The sequence below is a fragment of the Reinekea sp. genome, assembly GCF_982785585.1.
Genome location: NZ_CEYAVF010000031.1, coordinates 7,092 through 23,354 on the forward strand (window position 1 = coordinate 7,092; position 16,263 = coordinate 23,354).

A 16,263-nucleotide genomic window follows, 5' to 3' on the forward strand; every position below is an offset into this window, starting at 1 on the left:
AGCGGACACCCCAGAAGCGGCGGGCTTAGCAGATATCCCGGAGCTCAACGAAGAAGAAGAGGCGCTCTTTGACATCAGCAGCATCGATGATGATTTGGCCAAGTTGGAACTTGAGATGGATGCTGAGAATGATCCGCCGGCTGCTGACAAGCCAGAATAGAGCGTGGGCTAAGCTTACGGTCCTGGCGGCGATTGCGCGGCCAGCTAGAGATCACCCTCGGCCGCCGGGAATATCGCGAACCTTTTTGGCCACCCTATCGGGTGGCCTTTTGTGTATTTCTCAAACCAATTATCTATACTTTAAAAAAGGCATGGGATCTTGCTATGTGCGAACTGCTGGCCATGAGTGCCAATGTACCCACAGATATTTGTTTTAGCTTTACCGGATTGATTCGTCGCGGTGGTGCAACCGGCCCCCATGGCGATGGCTTTGGTATCTGCTTTTATGAATCGGGTGGTTTGCGCGAATTTAAAGACTATCAAGCCAGTGCCACCTCAGCCATTGCCGAGTTTCTGCGGACTTACCCGATTCAAAGTAAAATTGCCCTGAGCCATATCCGCCAAGCCAATGTCGGTGCGGTTAATTTGCAAAACACCCATCCGTTTCAGCGCGAGCTTTGGGGCCGCGCTTGGACCCTGGCCCATAATGGTCAAATCGACCTTAGCCGCGTACCGCAGGCCAATTTCTATTGCCCAGTAGGCACGACAGACAGTGAAAAAATATTCTGCTGGTTACTCGATAAGCTGCGCGAGCAGGCCACCGAGCAAACCCCATGGAGCGAATTAGCGCAGTTGTTGCAACACTATTGTCAGCAATTGAACCAGTTGGGCGTCTGCAATTTGCTGTTGTCTGACGGCAATGGTCTGTTCGTATTTTGTTCCACCAAGCTGTCTTGGTTATGTCGGCAAGCACCGTTCGGCCCGGCCCATTTGTGCGATCGGGACCTTACCGTGGATTTCTCCTCGGTGACCCACATTGACGATCGGGTAGCCGTCATCGCGACTCAGCCGCTGACCGATAATGAGGATTGGCACGCGATGCAATCGGGCGAGGGACGCCTCTTTTGTGACGGCGTCTCTACCTGGCAGAGCTTAGGGCCATCTGTGGTGCACCCGAAGGGCTCAGGACTTTAGCGCGGCGGGAGTCGTTTATTGAGCCCGGTGGCTCTTTGAATGGTGAGGCTAATTCACTTAAGTGTTGAACTCGACTATGGTAAAGGTGACAATCATAACTCTATTTCAGCCTGCCGGTAGCGCGATTGGGGGCTTGAAAGAAGGTTGCCCAATACAATAAACGCCAGTTAGGAGGCCCCATGTCTGAAGGTTATCTGCACAGCCAATATCCCGGTAAAATGAAGGCGTCGATCGATCCAGACGCTTACGACACCGTACTGGACCTGTTTAACGCCAAGGTAACCCAATATGCCGATAAGGACGCCTTCAGTTGCATGGGTAAGACCCTGACCTTTGGCCAATTGGATCAGCTGTCGGCGCAATTCGCCGCTTACCTGCAAAATGAAACCGACCTCAAACCGGGCGATCGCATCGCCTTGATGATTCCGAATTTGCTGCAATTTCCCATTGCCGCCTGGGGCGCCTTGCGCGCCGGGCTGGTGCTGGTGAACACCAATCCGCTCTATACCGAGCGTGAATTAGAGCATCAAATGAATGACTCCGGTGCCAAAGCCATGGTGGTTTATGCCGGCATGGCGGCGACGGCGCTTAAGGTTCAGTCGCGCACCGCCGTGACGCGCATCATTGTCACTGAGATCGCCGATCAACATCCACCCCTAAAGCGACTCTTGGTCAATACCGTCGTTAAACGGGTCAAGAAAATGGTTCCAGACTACGACAAGACTCGCACCACTTCATGGCGCAGTGCACTGCAAAAAGGTGCGTCGTTTAGCTATCGTCCGGTTCAAAGCGGACACAATGACGCCATCGTATTGCAATACACCGGCGGCACCACCGGCGTCGCCAAGGGCGCCATGCTGACCAATCGCAACCTGATCGCCAACATGTTGCAGTCCTATGAGTTTTTTGGCTTGGCGTTGGAGGACGGCCAGGAAGTGGTGATTTCACCGCTGCCGCTCTACCACATTTATGCCTTTACCGTGCATTGCATGGTCTTTATGTATACCGGCAATCACAGTGTATTGATTCCCAACCCCCGTGATATTCCTGGTTTCGCCAAGGAACTTAGTCGGCATCGGTTTAATTGCTTTGTCGGTTTGAATACCTTGTTTGTCGCTCTGTGCAACAACGAGTCTTTTAATAAACTCGATTTCAGTGCGTTGAAACTGACCGTCTCCGGTGGCATGGCACTGACTCATGCGGCCGCTGAAAAGTGGCACATGGTGACCGGTTGCCAAATCAATGAGGGCTACGGCATGACCGAGTCCAGCCCGGTGGTCAGCTTTAATCCGCCCGGTTTTACCCAGTTGGGGACCATTGGTATTCCGGCACCCAGTACCGAGGTGAAGGTTATTGGTGATGACGGTCAGGATCTGCCCAGCGGTGAACCTGGTGAACTCTGTGTTCGCGGTCCGCAGGTAATGAAGGGTTACTGGCAACGGCCCGACGACACCGCCAAGACCATCGTCGATGATGGCTGGCTCTTGACCGGTGACATTGCCGTGATTCAGGCCGATGGCTACATGAAAATAGTTGATCGTAAAAAAGATATGATTGTCGTGTCCGGTTTCAATGTCTACCCCAACGAAATCGAGGACGTCCTAGCTGGTCACCCGGCCGTGGTGGAAAGTGCCGTGGTGGGTGTGCCGAGCGAGAAAAGCGGCGAAGCCGTCAAGGTCTTCCTGGTCACTAATAACGCCATCAGCGATGACGAACTGATTGCCTTTTGTCGGGAGCATCTGGCTGCCTATAAGGTGCCACGGCTGTTTGAACGGCGCGAATCCTTGCCGAAAACCAACGTCGGCAAGGTGTTACGGCGCGAATTGCGTACCCCTCAGTAAGCATCCTGGCAGTGCTCTGGGCACCGATTAACGCCGAATAGAAAAGACCCTCCGCCCTGGAGGGTTTGTTATTGGGCCCGTGCCCCCTATACTCCCCCCCATTCCATAAATTACTGGTCGTTCATGTCCACTCTGGTCCATATTAAAGACGTCTTATCATCTCTTGATCAATGTTTAGTCAAAGATCGACATGTGCTGCGTTCGCTGTGCAAAAAAGCCAAGGCTCTGCCCGCCGGGGATGCCAGCCGCGCCAAGTTGGACAAGCAAATTGCCGATCGTTTTGCGCAATCGACGCACAAGTTTGCCACCCGGCAGAAACAGGTTCCGGCGATTACACTGGTTGCCGACCTGCCGGTGTCAGAGCAGGGCGATGAAATTCGCCGAGTACTGGACAGCCACCAGGTGGTGGTGATCGCCGGCGAGACCGGCTCGGGCAAGACCACGCAAATTCCCAAACTGTGCTTGCTGGCCGGGCGCGGTCTATCGGGCCTGATTGGTCACACCCAGCCCAGGCGGCTGGCAGCTCGAGCCGTGGCCGAGCGGATCGCTCAGGAGTTGAATACGCCCCTCGGTGGCCTAGTCGGTTATCAGGTGCGCTTTTCCGATCAATCCAGCGAGCAGACGCTGATTAAGTTGATGACCGATGGCATCCTGCTCAATGAGATCCAACAGGATCCCTATCTAAATCGTTACGATACCCTAATCATCGATGAGGCCCACGAACGCAGCCTCAATATTGATTTTCTGCTCGGCTACATCAAACAACTGCTGCCGCGTCGACCGGATTTAAAGGTCATTATTACCTCGGCGACCATCGATGTGGACCGCTTCTCGCGCCATTTCAACGACGCGCCGGTGATTGAAGTGAGCGGTCGGTCGCATCCTGTCGACCTGCTATATCGGCCCATGAGTGCCGAAGAGGAAGACTATTCTGCCGATTTGCCCGGCGCGATCTTGGATGCAGTCAATGAAATTGACCAGCTGGAGCGTGCCGGCCAAACCCATGCGCGCGGGGGCGACATCCTGGTGTTCTTACCCGGTGAACGGGAAATTCGTGAAGCCTTTACCATCCTCAAGCGGGCCGACTTGCGTGGCACCGAATTGCTGCCGCTCTATGCGCGCTTGAGCAACAGCGAGCAGCAACGCATTTTTTCTGGACACAGCGGCCGGCGCATCGTCTTATCGACCAATGTCGCCGAAACCTCGCTGACCGTGCCCGGCATTCACTATGTTATCGACAGTGGCTTGGCGCGCATCAGCCGCTACAGTTACCGCTCGAAGATTCAACGCCTGCCGATTGAACCGGTCGCCCAAGCTTCGGCCAATCAGCGCGCGGGTCGTTGTGGGCGCATCGCGCCGGGCCTGTGCATTCGGCTCTTCAGTGAAGAAGACTACAATGCTCGGCCGGGCTTTACCGATCCGGAAATACTGCGCACCAACCTGGCCTCGGTGATCCTGCAAATGCTGCATATGCGCTTGGGCCTGGTCGAAGACTTTCCCTTTTTGGAAGCCCCCGATCAACGCATGATCAAGGACGGTTACACCCTGCTCAATGAACTGGCGGCGGTCGATGAACGTGGCACCCTGTCGGCCATCGGTAAGGAGCTGGCGCGCTTGCCGGTCGATCCTCGGATTGGCCGTATGGTGATTGCCGCCAATCAGCACAAGGCACTCAATGAAGTATTGATCATCGCCAGTGCCTTGTCGGTGCCCGATCCGAGGGAGCGGCCGCAGGAAAAACAACAAGCCTCGGCCGAAAAACACGCCCAGGATAAGGACAAGGATTCCGATTTTTTGGCCTTCTTAAACCTGTGGCAACGTTACGAAGGCCATCGCCAAGAGTTGTCGGAAAATAAATTACGCAAATTTTGTAAGGAACAGTTCCTCAACTATTTGCGCATGCGCGAATGGCGCGATATTCATCGTCAGCTGCACCTGATGTGCAAGGAGCTGGGCTTTAAACTGAACCAGGAACCGGCCGGTTATGAATCGATCCATCGCGCGTTGGCCTCAGGTTTATTGAGTCATATCGCCAACCACAAGGAAGAGCGGACTTACAACGCCGCGCGCGGCCGGGCCTGTATGATTCACCCGTCCTCGGTCCATGCCCGACGTGGCCCGAAGTGGTTGGTCGCCGCGGAGCTAGTCGAAACCAGCGCGGTCTTTGCTCGGGTGGTCGCTAAGATCGAACCGGCTTGGCTGGAAACCCTGGCCCTGCATTTGGTCAAACGTAATTATTCCGAACCGCATTACGAAAAGAAGGCCGGGCAGGTGACGGCGTTAGAAACCCTATTGCTCTACGGTTTGCCAATAGTGGTCAACCGCACGGTGCAATTCGGTCGCATTGATCCAGTGCTCTCGCGCGAGTTGTTTATTCGCGCCGCGTTGGTGGAAGGAGAACTGGTTACCCGAGCACCATTCTTTAAATACAATCAAGGCTTGCTCGAAGCGGTGTTAGACCTGGAGGATAAGGCTCGGCGTAAAGATATACTGGTCGATGAAGAAACCCTGTTTCAGTTTTATGATGAAAAGATCCCCGCGGACATCGTCAACAGCGTTGGCTTCCACGCCTGGCTTAAAAAACAACCGCAGGATAGCTTGAATTTTGATCCGGATTTTTTAATCTCGGACCGTTCAACTGGCATCAATCGCAACGCCTTTCCCGATACCTTCAGTTTTCAGGGCATGTCTTTGCCGCTCGATTACCGCTTTGAACCGGGCCATCCGGCCGACGGTGTGACCATCAAGGTGCCCGCAGCGGCCCTGTCGCAATTGCCGGAAGGGCGCTTACAGTGGTTAGTGCCTGGTCTGTTAAAAGAAAAGATCACCGCGCTGCTCAAGGGCTTGCCTAAGAGTTATCGCAAGAATTTCGTCCCAGTGCCGAACTATGTAGAGGCATTGATGGCGTCCTTAGCGCCGAGCGATGTTGCCTTGCATAAGGCCATGGCGGAAAAACTGTTCCGCATGACCGGGGTTCGGGTACCAGACGATCAATGGCCGATTGAGAGCATTGGTGAGCACCTGCAGTATCGCTTCGAGGTGGTCGACGATAGCGGCAAGGTGATCACCCAAGGTCGTAATATCGAGCAGATGTTACGACCGGCTAATGAAACCGCTCAGCAACAGGCCAAGCAGAGTTCAGTGCAAGCCGCGCAAATGCAGTCTGCGACGACCTGGCAGTTTGACGACCTACCCGAATTCGAACTGCGTCGGCAGGCCGGCATCGAGGTGAAGATGTATCCGGCCCTGGTCGATAAGGTTAACAGCGTGACCCGGGAAAGCTTTACCGGTGCCCGCTGGTCATCAGAGCAGCATAAATTGGGCCTGTGGCGCTTAGCCTCTTTTTATTGGCAGGAGCCGCTCACCTATCTGGCCAAAAGATTGCCCCAGTTTAGCGAATCGGCCCTGCTGTTTGCGCCCTATGGCAAGGCCGATAGCCTGAAACAGGATATACTGATGGCGGCTGTGCGCCTGAGTCTGCCGTTAGTGGCGGGCAGCTATCCGCGCACCGAGGCCGACTTCAAGGCCTGGTTGGAGCGCCATCGGGGTGAGTTGGTGGCCTGCGGCGAGCGAGTGGCGCGCCAGGCGCATGCCATTCTGTTGGCCCACCACCAAGTGCGTAAGCAACTCAAGGGTAAGATCAGCTTTGCCGCGGCCTTTATTTATGCCGATGTGGCCGGTCAGCTCAACCAGTTGGTGTATCCAAACTTCTTAACGCAGACGGCGCCCACTTGGCGGGATCAATTGATACGCTATCTGCAAGCCGCCGATAAGCGGTTAAACCGTAGCGCCGGCATTCCGGCTGCGGAAAACATGGTGGTCGATGAACTGCACAAATGCTGGCAACGTTACGTCGATCGACAGAAGTCGATGAACGAAACCCAGCAGTTCTCTGCCGAATTGATGGAATATCGTTGGATGATGGAAGAATATCGGGTGTCTCTGTTCGCTCAAACACTGGGCACCCGTTTCCCGATCTCAGCGAAACGCCTCGACAAACAATGGCACAAGGTTATCGCTGAATGACTTCGACGATTCGAGAAGAGCGTTTAAAGGTTCCGACGATCAACGGTGGACAGCTTTTTATGCGCCACCTAGAACACCCCAAGGCCCATGCGGCGGTCTTGATGTTGCATGGTTTGGGCACCAGCGGCGAGACCTTTTTTAAAGAAGACCACGGGCTGGCCAACTATCTCAGCGAAATGGGTGTGGCCTGTTTTGTGCCCGATTTGATCGGCCACGGTGAGAGTTGGCCCCATCTCAGTCGCAATTTGACCCATAGCGTGCACGATATCATTGCCCAGGATCTGTTGCGTGTTATCGACGAGGTTGAGCGACACCTCAAGGGCCGACCGTTATTTTTGCTTGGCCAGGGCTTTGGCTCGGTATTGCTGCTCTCCGCCTATGCCCGGCATGCAAAAATTCGCCAACTTACCCAGGGTTTTGTGCATTTTAACGCTCGGCGCAGTTCAATGATCAGTGGTATCTCACACTCGAGTCTGTCGCGTTTGTTCTGGCGCAAGGTAATGCCATTGTTTGCGGCCATGCGCGGCGACGTGCCGCTGCACTGGACCGCCGAGTTTGATCAACCTGAGGTCAGTAATTTGTACCAGACCTATTTGGCGTGGACCGAAGGCGATTGGATAGACCCGGTCGACGGCTTTGATTATGGCGCCCAATTGCGCTCGTTAAACGTCGCGCCGAGCCTATATTTTGCCGCGCGCAGCAACGGGTATCTGGCCAACACCGGCGACGTGCGAGAATTCATGCGCGAGATTGGGACCCACAACGGTCGCCTGCTTATCTTGGCCAAGGGCGATGGCAATTTGCGTAATTACAATGTGCTATCGATGCTGCAACACGACGATGCCTGGGTAGACCATTTTCCGGTCGTGCTCGACTGGTTGAATGAGCGCATCCTGCTGCAAGACTTAGCATGACCCCGGTACCGATCTGGCCCCCCGATCCAAGGCGTGATGGCCGGATCGGCGCTGGCCAGTTCGCAGCTCACGAGCCAATCCTTTTCGTGCCACCGTTTATTCAACACAGATAACACAGGGGCCTGTTGCTGACCAGCGGTCGATCAATGGATGTAAAGGAGGAAGGGCGATGCCCAAATTGGTTTTTTTAGGCGATTCGGTCACCGATTGTGCGCGTAAGCGGGCAATGCGTTATCAAGGCACTCAAGCGGGATTGGGCACCGGTTGGGTGCGACACCTGAATAAAGACTTGGGCGCAGAGTACAATGGTCTGGTGTGCTGGAATCGCGGATTCTCTGGCTGTCTCAGCGCGCAGCTGATGCAGCAATCGGATTGGTGGCCCGATCAAACCGAGGGTGTGCCCGAGTCGGTTGATCTAACGACGCTGCTGATCGGCATCAATGATATTTGGCACCCCTTCTGGCGCAAGACCCCGCACAATCTGACCCGATCGTTGGCCGGTTTCAGGCGGCTGATCGAGACGGTTCAACTGCGCAGCGAGCGCGTGCTGGTGTGTGAACCCTTTGCCTTGCCCTCAGATCAGGTCACAGCAGACTGGTGGCCACTGCTGCAGGCCCTGTCAGCCGGTCAACGCAGTATCTGCAATGAGTTAGGGGTGCATTGGTGCCCGATGCAAGCAGAGCTGCTGGTCACGGCCGAGGGCCACCCGAGCGATTATCTGGCCGATGGCATTCATCCGACGGACCTGGGACATCGTTGGTTGGCCGGTCGATGGCGCAGCTATACGGCGGATCATAAACTGCTCGCCTGAGCACTGTCAGGGTGCAGAGCGCACCCTAATCCTAGCGAGTCCTAGCCGACACAGGCCTCTTCTGCCGCATGCTCAATATGGCGCGCCGCTTCAATACGGGCGATCACCCATTTGGTCACCAGAGTACCGACAACGTATGCCGCCAAGGAGATCAGAATATCGCTGTTGGCAAAGCTCAGCGAGGTCAGCAACGGTCCGGGGCAGTAACCGGCAATGCCCCAGCCGATGCCGAACAGCACGCCGCCGCCAATGATTTTAGCATCGATTTGAGACTTGGCTGGGACCCGAAATAGATTATCGAACAGGGGTCGCTCGCGTTTCAAGATCAACGGCGTTGCCAACGCATTGATCGCCAAGCCAACCGCCAATACGACCATCAAGGACGGATCCCATGGGCCCAATGGATTTAAGAAGTTGATCACCTTGGCCGGATCAATCATCTGGGCAATGGACAGGCCGAGGCCAAAAATAACGCCCGCTAGTAAGGCAAAAAATAATCGCTGTATACCCAACATACTTAAACCCCTACCAGTTGACGGACAATAAATACGGTTACCAGGCCGGCACCGACAAAACTCAGGGTCGCCGCGAGGGACCGCGTGGTGCCGCGGGCCAGCCCGCAAATACCATGGCCAGAGGTGCAGCCGGTACCGATGGTGGTGCCGACGCCGACCAATAGGCCACCGACTATCAGCCACGGCCAACTGACGGCGGCTTGAATATGGTCGATGCCTTTAAACAAGCCGGTGGTGCTGGTGCCGCTGAGCCATTGATAGATCAGACCACCTAGGATTAGACCGACAACGAAAACAACCCGCCATAGGATTTCGCCACGCACTGGGTAGATAATACCACCGGCGATGCCGGACACGCCGGCAATGCGGCCTTTGGTCAGCAGCAAGAGCAGGGCCGATAAGCCAATGAGAGCGCCGCCTAATGCGGCCGATCCGGGCGTAAAATTAATTATTTCCATACTGCAGGTGTCCATTCATAAGATTAATATAAGATATCTCTAATATTACGGTTTTTATCGTCAATTACAAGCGATTACAGTGAGCAAATTTTTGAGCCTCCGATTGGTCGGTGCGAAACGCCCCTCAATGAGTCGGGTCAGGGGCCAGCTGGCGCTATTTTTGAGCTCAGCGAAAAGATGCTAACCCTTTGCTAAGACGCGCCATAGCCAGCAGCAGAGAGGATGGGCGGTAGATAAGACTAGGTATTTTGCCGTTGTAGGTCATAATGGCCGGCGCGCCCCTTTGTCAGGATGGGATCCGCTCATTGTCTATCTATCCAATCTTAACCTGGCCTTCAATCTTCAGGACAATCAAGCTATGAGAGGCATGTGGTACGCATTGGCGGCTTATGTAATATGGGGCTGTTTTCCGCTGTATTTTCGTTTATTGGTCGGCATCGACGCCATGGAAATACTCTCCTACCGGGTAGTATTTGCCTTTCTGTTAGCCTTTGTACTCTTAGTTATGATGAAGCAATTGGGCGGCTTTGGGCGCTTATTGCGTAACCGAAGGGTCCTGCTGTGGAGTTTTTTGGCGTCAATCCTAATCAGTACCAATTGGTATGTCTTTATCTGGGCGGTGGCCGAGCATCGGGTGCTGGAAACCAGTCTGGGCTACTTTATAACCCCCTTAGTGAGTTTGTTGATTGGCCGATTGGTGCTTAAGGAGCAGATTAACAGCTGGCAATGGTCCGCCGGCGGGGTCGCGGCCTTGGCGATTCTCTTCGAACTCATCGCCATGGGCGGCATACCTTGGGTGTCCTTGGCTTTGGCGCTGAGTTTCGGCTGCTACGGGCTGGTGCGTAAACTGCAGCCCGTAGAAAGTTTGCTTGGGCTTGGTCTGGAAACGCTTTGGGTACTGCCGATAGCAACCTTGGTGATCGGCAACGGAATCATTGACGGTGGCGACAGTCATAGCCTGTGGCAATATACGCTGTTGTTCTCGTCAGGTGTGGTCACTGCGGTGCCATTACTCTTGTTTGCCTCGTCGTTGCGGCGCATCAACCTAGTTGTCGCCGGTTTCATTATGTATGTTAACCCGATGATCCAATTTGTGATTGCCATTTGGGTTCTGAACGAGGCCGTGCCAATGCAGCGTTACCTGACCTTTGGTCTCGTCTGGGTCGCCATGGTGTTGTTTGTGATCGGCTTAGTCACCAAGGCGAGGCAGCTCAAACGGCATACCAAGAACTCATTGGCCGAGCCGCTGCCCATCGCACCACCGCTTTAGGTTTTCTGCAGCTCTTAGCCGCTGGTCTCCGAGACCTTTGATGTGATCAGAGTCTGGGCCAGGCGTTTTTCGCTCCACGGCAGGCGTACCCCCATTTGCCGGGTCAGCAGCTTGAGTTCCGCAGAGGCGCCACTGATCTCAACCACGACGCCGCGCAGGGTGCACTCTGCCAGAAAAGCCAATAAAGCTTGAACCGCGGCGACGCGGCAATGGTGAGCATGACTTAAATCGAGCACCAGATGGTGGGTGTCGCTGAGCAGTTCATTGAGGCGTTCCGGCAGTTGCCGGGCGGCTGCGAAATACAGACTGCCCGAAATCTGAATCAGGCGTGGCTGGGATGGTGCATCCCGATCGCTCGGCGTGCTTAAGCCGCCATTGGCGTCCACCACAAAGGGCATCAATTTCGTCTGACTGGTTTGGAAGAGAAACAGCATGATGCCCAACATCGAACCCAAGAGAATGGCCTCATGAAAGGTCAGCACCAGGGTGCTGATCAGGGTGACCAGAAACAGGATGCGGGTCTGATGGTTGACCGTTAACATCTGTTTGATGGCCGCCGGCTTGAGCATCGATAGGGCGGTGGCAATCAGTAAACCCGAGATAACCGGCAGCGGTATGCTGCGCACGGCTGCTGCACCATAGAGAATAATGGGGATCAGCATCAGGGCGGCCAAAAAGGGTGCCCAGCGAGTGCGGGCACCGCCGAGATCGAGCAATACTGAGCGGGTCAAGGAGGTGCTGGCCGGAAAGCCGCCGATAAAGCTGCCGACCATATTGGCGCAACCCTGACTGCCCAATTCACGCCGCAAGAGGCGGTGTTCTTGACGATTGCGCAGGGTCACAATCAATTCCAGTGAGCCGATAAAGGCAACCGCAAAGCCGGGCACTATGAGCGTTTGAATCATATGCCAGCTGGGCAGCCGATGATTAAAACTCGGCCAACCGTCGGCTACCACCGAGCTGTCACCCACGGTGACCCAGGCGTGGCTAAAGTCGGCCAGGTCAAACCAGACCCAGGCCATGCTGACCACCAACACCAAGAGCGGAATGGGCCAGCGTGGGGCGAACTTATGGCCGAGCACCACCGCCACCAATGCAAGGCTGCCCAGCACCAGGCTGGGGATGTTCAGAGCCGACCCGGTAAAATGGCTCAGCATCCTGACTTCATCGACCACGTTACGCACGCCTTGAAAGGGGGGTCCGAGCAGCTCATCGATTTGCATCAAGGCGATGATCACCGCAGCCCCGGTTGCGAAACCGACCATGACCGCTTCAGGAACAAAGTCGAACAGCCGTTCGGCTTTCAACAGTACTATGACGAGACGAGACAAACCGGCTAAGAAGGCCAGGGTGGCCATCGCGGTGAGCAGTGCCTCGGGTTGGTTGGCCCAGGGGATCAGGGCGGTGAGGATGACCAGGCCGGTGGTATTGGTGGGGCCCACCGTCAGGGCGGGACTCTTACCGAGTACTGCGGCGATTAGGCCGGGGATGGCCGCGGTTACTAGGCCGTACATGGGTGGCAAGCCCGCGAGCATGGCATAGGCCAAACATTGCGGAATACCGACCAGTGCGACCAGTAAAGCGGCATTGAAATCGGCCAGGTGGGGCCGGCCGATCGTTCGCATCATAAGCTGTACTTAGACCGTGGCAGCGTTGTAGAGGATAGAGCTGCGGTTACCCGAGCGGCAATAGGCCAAGACTTTTTTGTTCGCCTGATTCAGTTGCTGGATCTGTTCGACATATTCCGCACTGAAGTTGGCGCCCTGCATCGGCAAAAATAGATAGTCGAGCCCCAAGGTAGCGCACGCCGCGCCGATAACGTCACTGTTAATCTGGCCCGGCTCTTCATCATCGGGTCGATTGCAGACCACAGTATCGAAGCCTAAGGCCTTGGCCTCGTCCAGTTGGCTTGCGCTAATTTGTGGGCTCACCCAATAGTTTTGTGCAATTTGTGTCCAAGTCATACGGTGTTTCTCCAGTGCAAAAGGCCGGTGGGGGGCGCCATCATAAAAAATGCCATCGGTTTTGGATAGCAGTAATCCACTATTCACCGTAGCTTAAATATTAGTCAAGGCTAATTAAGGGTTGATAATGAGCCCAGGGGTCTCTATTATTCAACTTATAAATTAGATATATCTAATATAAGTGCCGCGAGAGGAGACCCACAACATGTCTGAAGCCGTCATCAAAACATTTTTTGACCCGACCAGCTTTACCTACACCCATCTGGTGCAAGACCCCGTGACACGACGGGCAGCCATTATCGATTCGGTGTTAAATTACGATCCCAAATCCGGGCGGACCCGAACCGATGCCGCCGATGAGGTGATTGATTACGTGCGCAGCGAATCGCTGAGTATCGACTGGATTCTGGAAACCCATGTCCATGCCGACCATTTGTCAGCCGCGCACTATCTAAAGTCCCAGCTTGGCGGCCAGACGGGCGTTGGTAATGCTATTAGTTTGGTGCAGGAAACCTTTAAAACGGTCTTTAATGTTGAGCCGACATTCGCCACCGACGGCTCGCAATTCGATGTCCAATTTGCCGACGGCGAGCGCTTCGCCATTGGCGGCCTTGCGGTGACCGTCATGCACACGCCGGGTCATACGCCGGCTTGCGTGTGCTACAACGTCGATGATGAGCACCTGTTCGTCGGCGATACGATCTTTATGCCCGATCAGGGCACGGCGCGTTGTGATTTTCCCGGTGGTGATGCCACGATTTTGTTTAATTCTGTAACCCGTATCCTCAGTCTGCCGGATTCGACTAAGCTCTACATGTGTCATGATTATGGACCCAATGGTCGAGACTATCAGTATTTGACCACCGTCAAAGCCGAGCGCGAGCGCAATATTCATGTCAACCAAACGATTGACCTGGCAACCTTTGTGCAGATGCGCAGCGAGCGCGATGCCACCCTAGATATGCCGACGCTGATCTTACCGGCGGTGCAGATTAATATACGAGCCGGTGAACTGCCGCCGGCCGAAGACAATGGTACGCGCTATATCAAGGTGCCAATCAACGCTATCTAGACGATTTTGGGCGCATTTGCGCCCAACCTGGGCCGACCTTAGGTCCAGCACAACCCTGGTGTCGTAAGCCGGAAAGATCAAAGCCTGAGCACTGTGTGCCAGGCTTTTTTTTTGTTAAGGACAAGGGTTAAGCCAATGCCGCCTCGACCTTGGCATCTGTTTAGGCAAAAAAAACCTCCCGAAAGTGGGAGGTTTTGGCCTAGAGCATTTGGGTCTGTACTCCTATTGTTTTTATTGGAAGCCCAGTTCACTCCATAACCAGAAGTGGCTGCCGCCGGAACTGGTTTCACGCCAGAGTCCGGTCGTGGCAAATTTTAAGTCGACCCAGGAACTGTTATTTTGTAGCCGCACCTGACCCTGATGAGGAAAACTGTGGCCTAGGGCCCAATGCACCGCCGCTTCGGTGGTCAGGTCGGCATCGCTTTGGCCAAAGCCATCATCGAGCCATACCGCACTGCTGCCGGTTAATAGGAAGTCGGTGCTGGTCAGATTGTCCAGTTGTACATTAACCAAGCGGTGCTGTATTAGGCTGTCAGTGGTTTCAATCTGCACCTGGCCGTCCAACCGCGCCGTGATGGAGCTGATTGCACCGGCCCAGTCGTCATACCAACCGGAAAGGTTATAGTTCAGGTCACTATTGACCCAATGCAACTGGCCTCCGGAGCGCAGCGCGCAATCTTTGGCCTGAGCGTTCAGGTTCAGGTCGACAAAGGTATAGCCATCATCATAGCGAGTGGTGTCCGCTTCGGCTTCGGTTTGGGTGTAACCGCCCGCGTCACAGTCCCGATCATCGAATAGGTAGGCATAACTGGTGCGTTCGATCAGGGCCCTATTCAGGGCTCGGCCTTGGGGTGTCGTGACGCTGTCCGGATCAATCAGCATGGCGGGGCTTGCGCTGCCAAGCGCAAAGGGAATTAGTGCAGCCTCGACGAGAAAGGCGGTGCTATAACGGCGCAGGTCGATCGAGTTGTGGTCTGTAATCAGCATATAGGGCCTGACCTGCGGCACCACCTCAACATAGCATCCGGTCAGGGCTAGCGTTGCCAACAGCATTAGGCTGCCGGTCTGCACGGCGTGAATGAGTGTTCGGATCGTTGATTGAGTACGTTCGGTCATGGCTGTCTCCTTTGCACCTATAGTGGCAGAGGCAGGCTGAACGGGATCTGAATGATAGCCGGCTTTATCGGGTCAGAGTTTCGATCGGAATCACTTGATCGAGCGGATTGGCGCTGTGCACCCAGCGATCAAAGGCCTCGGCAATAGCCTGATTGCGATCGACAACCGTCTGCCAATAGCGAATTCGGCTGTCATTATCGAGTCGCTCAAAATCGCGCCGGTCGGGTATTTTCCCGTAGGGCAGGGACGCGACAAATTCTCGGCTGGGGCTGATCATCAGCGTGTGGGAATAGTTGCTGGCGTGGACCTTACGCCACGGCAAGGGCTTGTCGAACCAGCCGGGTTTTAATAGGGGCGAAAAATGAGGATAAAGCACTAGGCCTTGCTCGGGTTTGAACGGCAAATCAAAGTGGTAATCGACCATGCCGCCATCTCGATAGAGGCCCCTTGGTGCGCCGACTGGGTCGCGCACCCCTTCGATGACTATTGGTATGGCGCCACTGGCGAGCAAGGCATCACGATAATTGGCCCGGTTCAGCGGTACCTGATGAGTGCGAAAGTGATCCCATTGAGCGACCGGTAATTGCCCGCCCGGCGACTGAAAAATAACCCGATCAAAGGACCGGGGTAAGCTTCGTCGACTGACCAGATTGCCCACGGCCACGGCGGCGAACGCCAGACCCTGAATCGAGGGCTGTTCCAATTGACTGAGCCCTTTGCAACGGGCCGCCACTATATGCAATTTTTTGAGTTGGTGTTGGTCTAGGTCGTTCGGTTGAATAAAGCTGTCGAGCAGCTGGCGGATTGACTGCGAAATTTCTTGGTGTGACGGACGCGCCGAATAGCGCTGGTTCAGATATTGACTTTCGAGCTGCTCTAGAGCGGCCATCGGCGCCGCACTGGCGTACGCGGCCATCCGCCAAGCCCCGATCGAACTGCCAATTAACTCCAGCTGATGGGGGATGGCGGGGAGCCAGTTTTGCATCAAATAGCGGTCCAAATGACTGAGCACAAACCACTTCGGGCCGCCGGACGCGCCGATAATCGCGCGGATATCGGTCGGCCGGATCCCCGACTGCGCTATATGGCGGTAAGCCTGTTGGCCGGCAAAGATCTCAATCGGTTCCATCGCGCGCCTACTG

General features: G+C 55.0%; 13 protein-coding genes. 7 read left to right on the forward strand and 6 right to left on the reverse strand.

Going from position 1 to position 16,263, the window contains the following annotated elements:
* The first annotated feature begins 324 nt into the window (after nt 1-324).
* The 5 genes from AC4FIC_RS12045 (at nt 325) to AC4FIC_RS12065 (ending at nt 8,726) form a co-directional block, all read left to right on the forward strand.
* Nucleotides 325-1,134 (forward strand): class II glutamine amidotransferase, encoded by an 810-nt coding sequence (locus AC4FIC_RS12045; protein WP_100258753.1) that lies wholly within the window; start codon nt 325-327, stop codon nt 1,132-1,134.
* Nucleotides 1,135-1,313: 179 nt separating this feature from the next.
* On the forward strand, nt 1,314-2,975 hold the full coding sequence (locus AC4FIC_RS12050) for an AMP-binding protein (protein ID WP_273286019.1): 1,662 nt from the start codon (nt 1,314-1,316) through the stop codon (nt 2,973-2,975).
* A 192-nt stretch (nt 2,976-3,167) separates the two neighbouring features.
* Nucleotides 3,168-7,001: an ATP-dependent RNA helicase HrpA gene (gene hrpA, locus AC4FIC_RS12055; protein ID WP_420541403.1), complete on the forward strand. Its 3,834-nt coding sequence runs from the start codon at nt 3,168-3,170 to the stop codon at nt 6,999-7,001.
* The gene (locus tag AC4FIC_RS12060; RefSeq protein WP_100257489.1) at nt 6,998-7,915 is read left to right on the forward strand and encodes an alpha/beta fold hydrolase; all 918 of its coding nucleotides are present in this window, start codon (nt 6,998-7,000) and stop codon (nt 7,913-7,915) included. The genes hrpA and AC4FIC_RS12060 overlap by 4 nt, the downstream gene beginning before the upstream one ends.
* Before the next feature lie 169 nt (nt 7,916-8,084).
* Entirely contained in the window at nt 8,085-8,726 is a 642-nt protein-coding gene (locus AC4FIC_RS12065; protein ID WP_100257488.1) for an SGNH/GDSL hydrolase family protein, read from the forward strand.
* A 41-nt stretch (nt 8,727-8,767) separates the two neighbouring features.
* Here the strand turns inward: AC4FIC_RS12065 and AC4FIC_RS12070 are convergent, their stop codons facing one another.
* Entirely contained in the window at nt 8,768-9,241 is a 474-nt protein-coding gene (locus tag AC4FIC_RS12070; RefSeq protein ID WP_100257487.1) for a DUF6691 family protein, read from the reverse strand.
* Between the two features lie 2 nt (nt 9,242-9,243).
* On the reverse strand, nt 9,244-9,699 hold the full coding sequence (locus tag AC4FIC_RS12075; protein ID WP_100257486.1) for a YeeE/YedE family protein: 456 nt from the start codon (nt 9,697-9,699) through the stop codon (nt 9,244-9,246).
* 358 nt (nt 9,700-10,057) lie between these two features.
* Here AC4FIC_RS12075 and rarD point away from each other — a divergent pair, with 358 nt between their 5' ends.
* Nucleotides 10,058-10,969 carry an EamA family transporter RarD gene (rarD, locus tag AC4FIC_RS12080; protein ID WP_100257485.1) on the forward strand — a complete coding sequence of 304 codons (912 nt, stop codon included), beginning with the start codon at nt 10,058-10,060 and terminating at the stop codon, nt 10,967-10,969.
* A 14-nt stretch (nt 10,970-10,983) separates the two neighbouring features.
* Here rarD and AC4FIC_RS12085 read toward each other — a convergent pair whose 3' ends face one another.
* Both AC4FIC_RS12085 and AC4FIC_RS12090 read right to left on the reverse strand, forming a co-directional pair.
* Nucleotides 10,984-12,597 (reverse strand): SulP family inorganic anion transporter, encoded by a 1,614-nt coding sequence (locus tag AC4FIC_RS12085; protein WP_100257484.1) that lies wholly within the window; start codon nt 12,595-12,597, stop codon nt 10,984-10,986.
* A gap of 9 nt (nt 12,598-12,606) precedes the next feature.
* A complete protein-coding gene (locus tag AC4FIC_RS12090) occupies nt 12,607-12,933 on the reverse strand; it encodes a protein tyrosine phosphatase family protein (protein WP_100257483.1) in 327 nt (108 codons plus the stop codon).
* A 205-nt stretch (nt 12,934-13,138) separates the two neighbouring features.
* On the opposite strand from AC4FIC_RS12090, the gene AC4FIC_RS12095 reads away from it, so the two are divergent.
* Nucleotides 13,139-14,005 carry an MBL fold metallo-hydrolase gene (locus AC4FIC_RS12095; protein ID WP_100257482.1) on the forward strand — a complete coding sequence of 289 codons (867 nt, stop codon included), beginning with the start codon at nt 13,139-13,141 and terminating at the stop codon, nt 14,003-14,005.
* A 231-nt stretch (nt 14,006-14,236) separates the two neighbouring features.
* Here AC4FIC_RS12095 and AC4FIC_RS12100 read toward each other — a convergent pair whose 3' ends face one another.
* Nucleotides 14,237-15,121, reverse strand: a complete 885-nt coding sequence (locus AC4FIC_RS12100) for a hypothetical protein (protein ID WP_100257481.1) — start codon at nt 15,119-15,121, stop codon at nt 14,237-14,239.
* Between the two features lie 64 nt (nt 15,122-15,185).
* Entirely contained in the window at nt 15,186-16,250 is a 1,065-nt protein-coding gene (locus AC4FIC_RS12105; RefSeq protein ID WP_273286020.1) for a patatin-like phospholipase family protein, read from the reverse strand.
* Nucleotides 16,251-16,263 lie beyond the last annotated feature (13 nt).

Coding starts and splice junctions, on each gene's coding strand:
- rarD (WP_100257485.1), top strand. CDS start 10,058: ATGAGAGGCATGTGGTACGCATTGGCGGCTTATGTAATATGGGGCTGT.
- AC4FIC_RS12060 (WP_100257489.1), top strand. CDS start 6,998: ATGACTTCGACGATTCGAGAAGAGCGTTTAAAGGTTCCGACGATCAAC.
- AC4FIC_RS12105 (WP_273286020.1), bottom strand. CDS start 16,250: ATGGAACCGATTGAGATCTTTGCCGGCCAACAGGCTTACCGCCATATA.
- AC4FIC_RS12085 (WP_100257484.1), bottom strand. CDS start 12,597: ATGATGCGAACGATCGGCCGGCCCCACCTGGCCGATTTCAATGCCGCT.
- AC4FIC_RS12070 (WP_100257487.1), bottom strand. CDS start 9,241: ATGTTGGGTATACAGCGATTATTTTTTGCCTTACTAGCGGGCGTTATT.
- AC4FIC_RS12090 (WP_100257483.1), bottom strand. CDS start 12,933: ATGACTTGGACACAAATTGCACAAAACTATTGGGTGAGCCCACAAATT.
- AC4FIC_RS12075 (WP_100257486.1), bottom strand. CDS start 9,699: ATGGAAATAATTAATTTTACGCCCGGATCGGCCGCATTAGGCGGCGCT.
- AC4FIC_RS12065 (WP_100257488.1), top strand. CDS start 8,085: ATGCCCAAATTGGTTTTTTTAGGCGATTCGGTCACCGATTGTGCGCGT.
- AC4FIC_RS12050 (WP_273286019.1), top strand. CDS start 1,314: ATGTCTGAAGGTTATCTGCACAGCCAATATCCCGGTAAAATGAAGGCG.
- AC4FIC_RS12100 (WP_100257481.1), bottom strand. CDS start 15,121: ATGACCGAACGTACTCAATCAACGATCCGAACACTCATTCACGCCGTG.
- AC4FIC_RS12095 (WP_100257482.1), top strand. CDS start 13,139: ATGTCTGAAGCCGTCATCAAAACATTTTTTGACCCGACCAGCTTTACC.
- AC4FIC_RS12045 (WP_100258753.1), top strand. CDS start 325: ATGTGCGAACTGCTGGCCATGAGTGCCAATGTACCCACAGATATTTGT.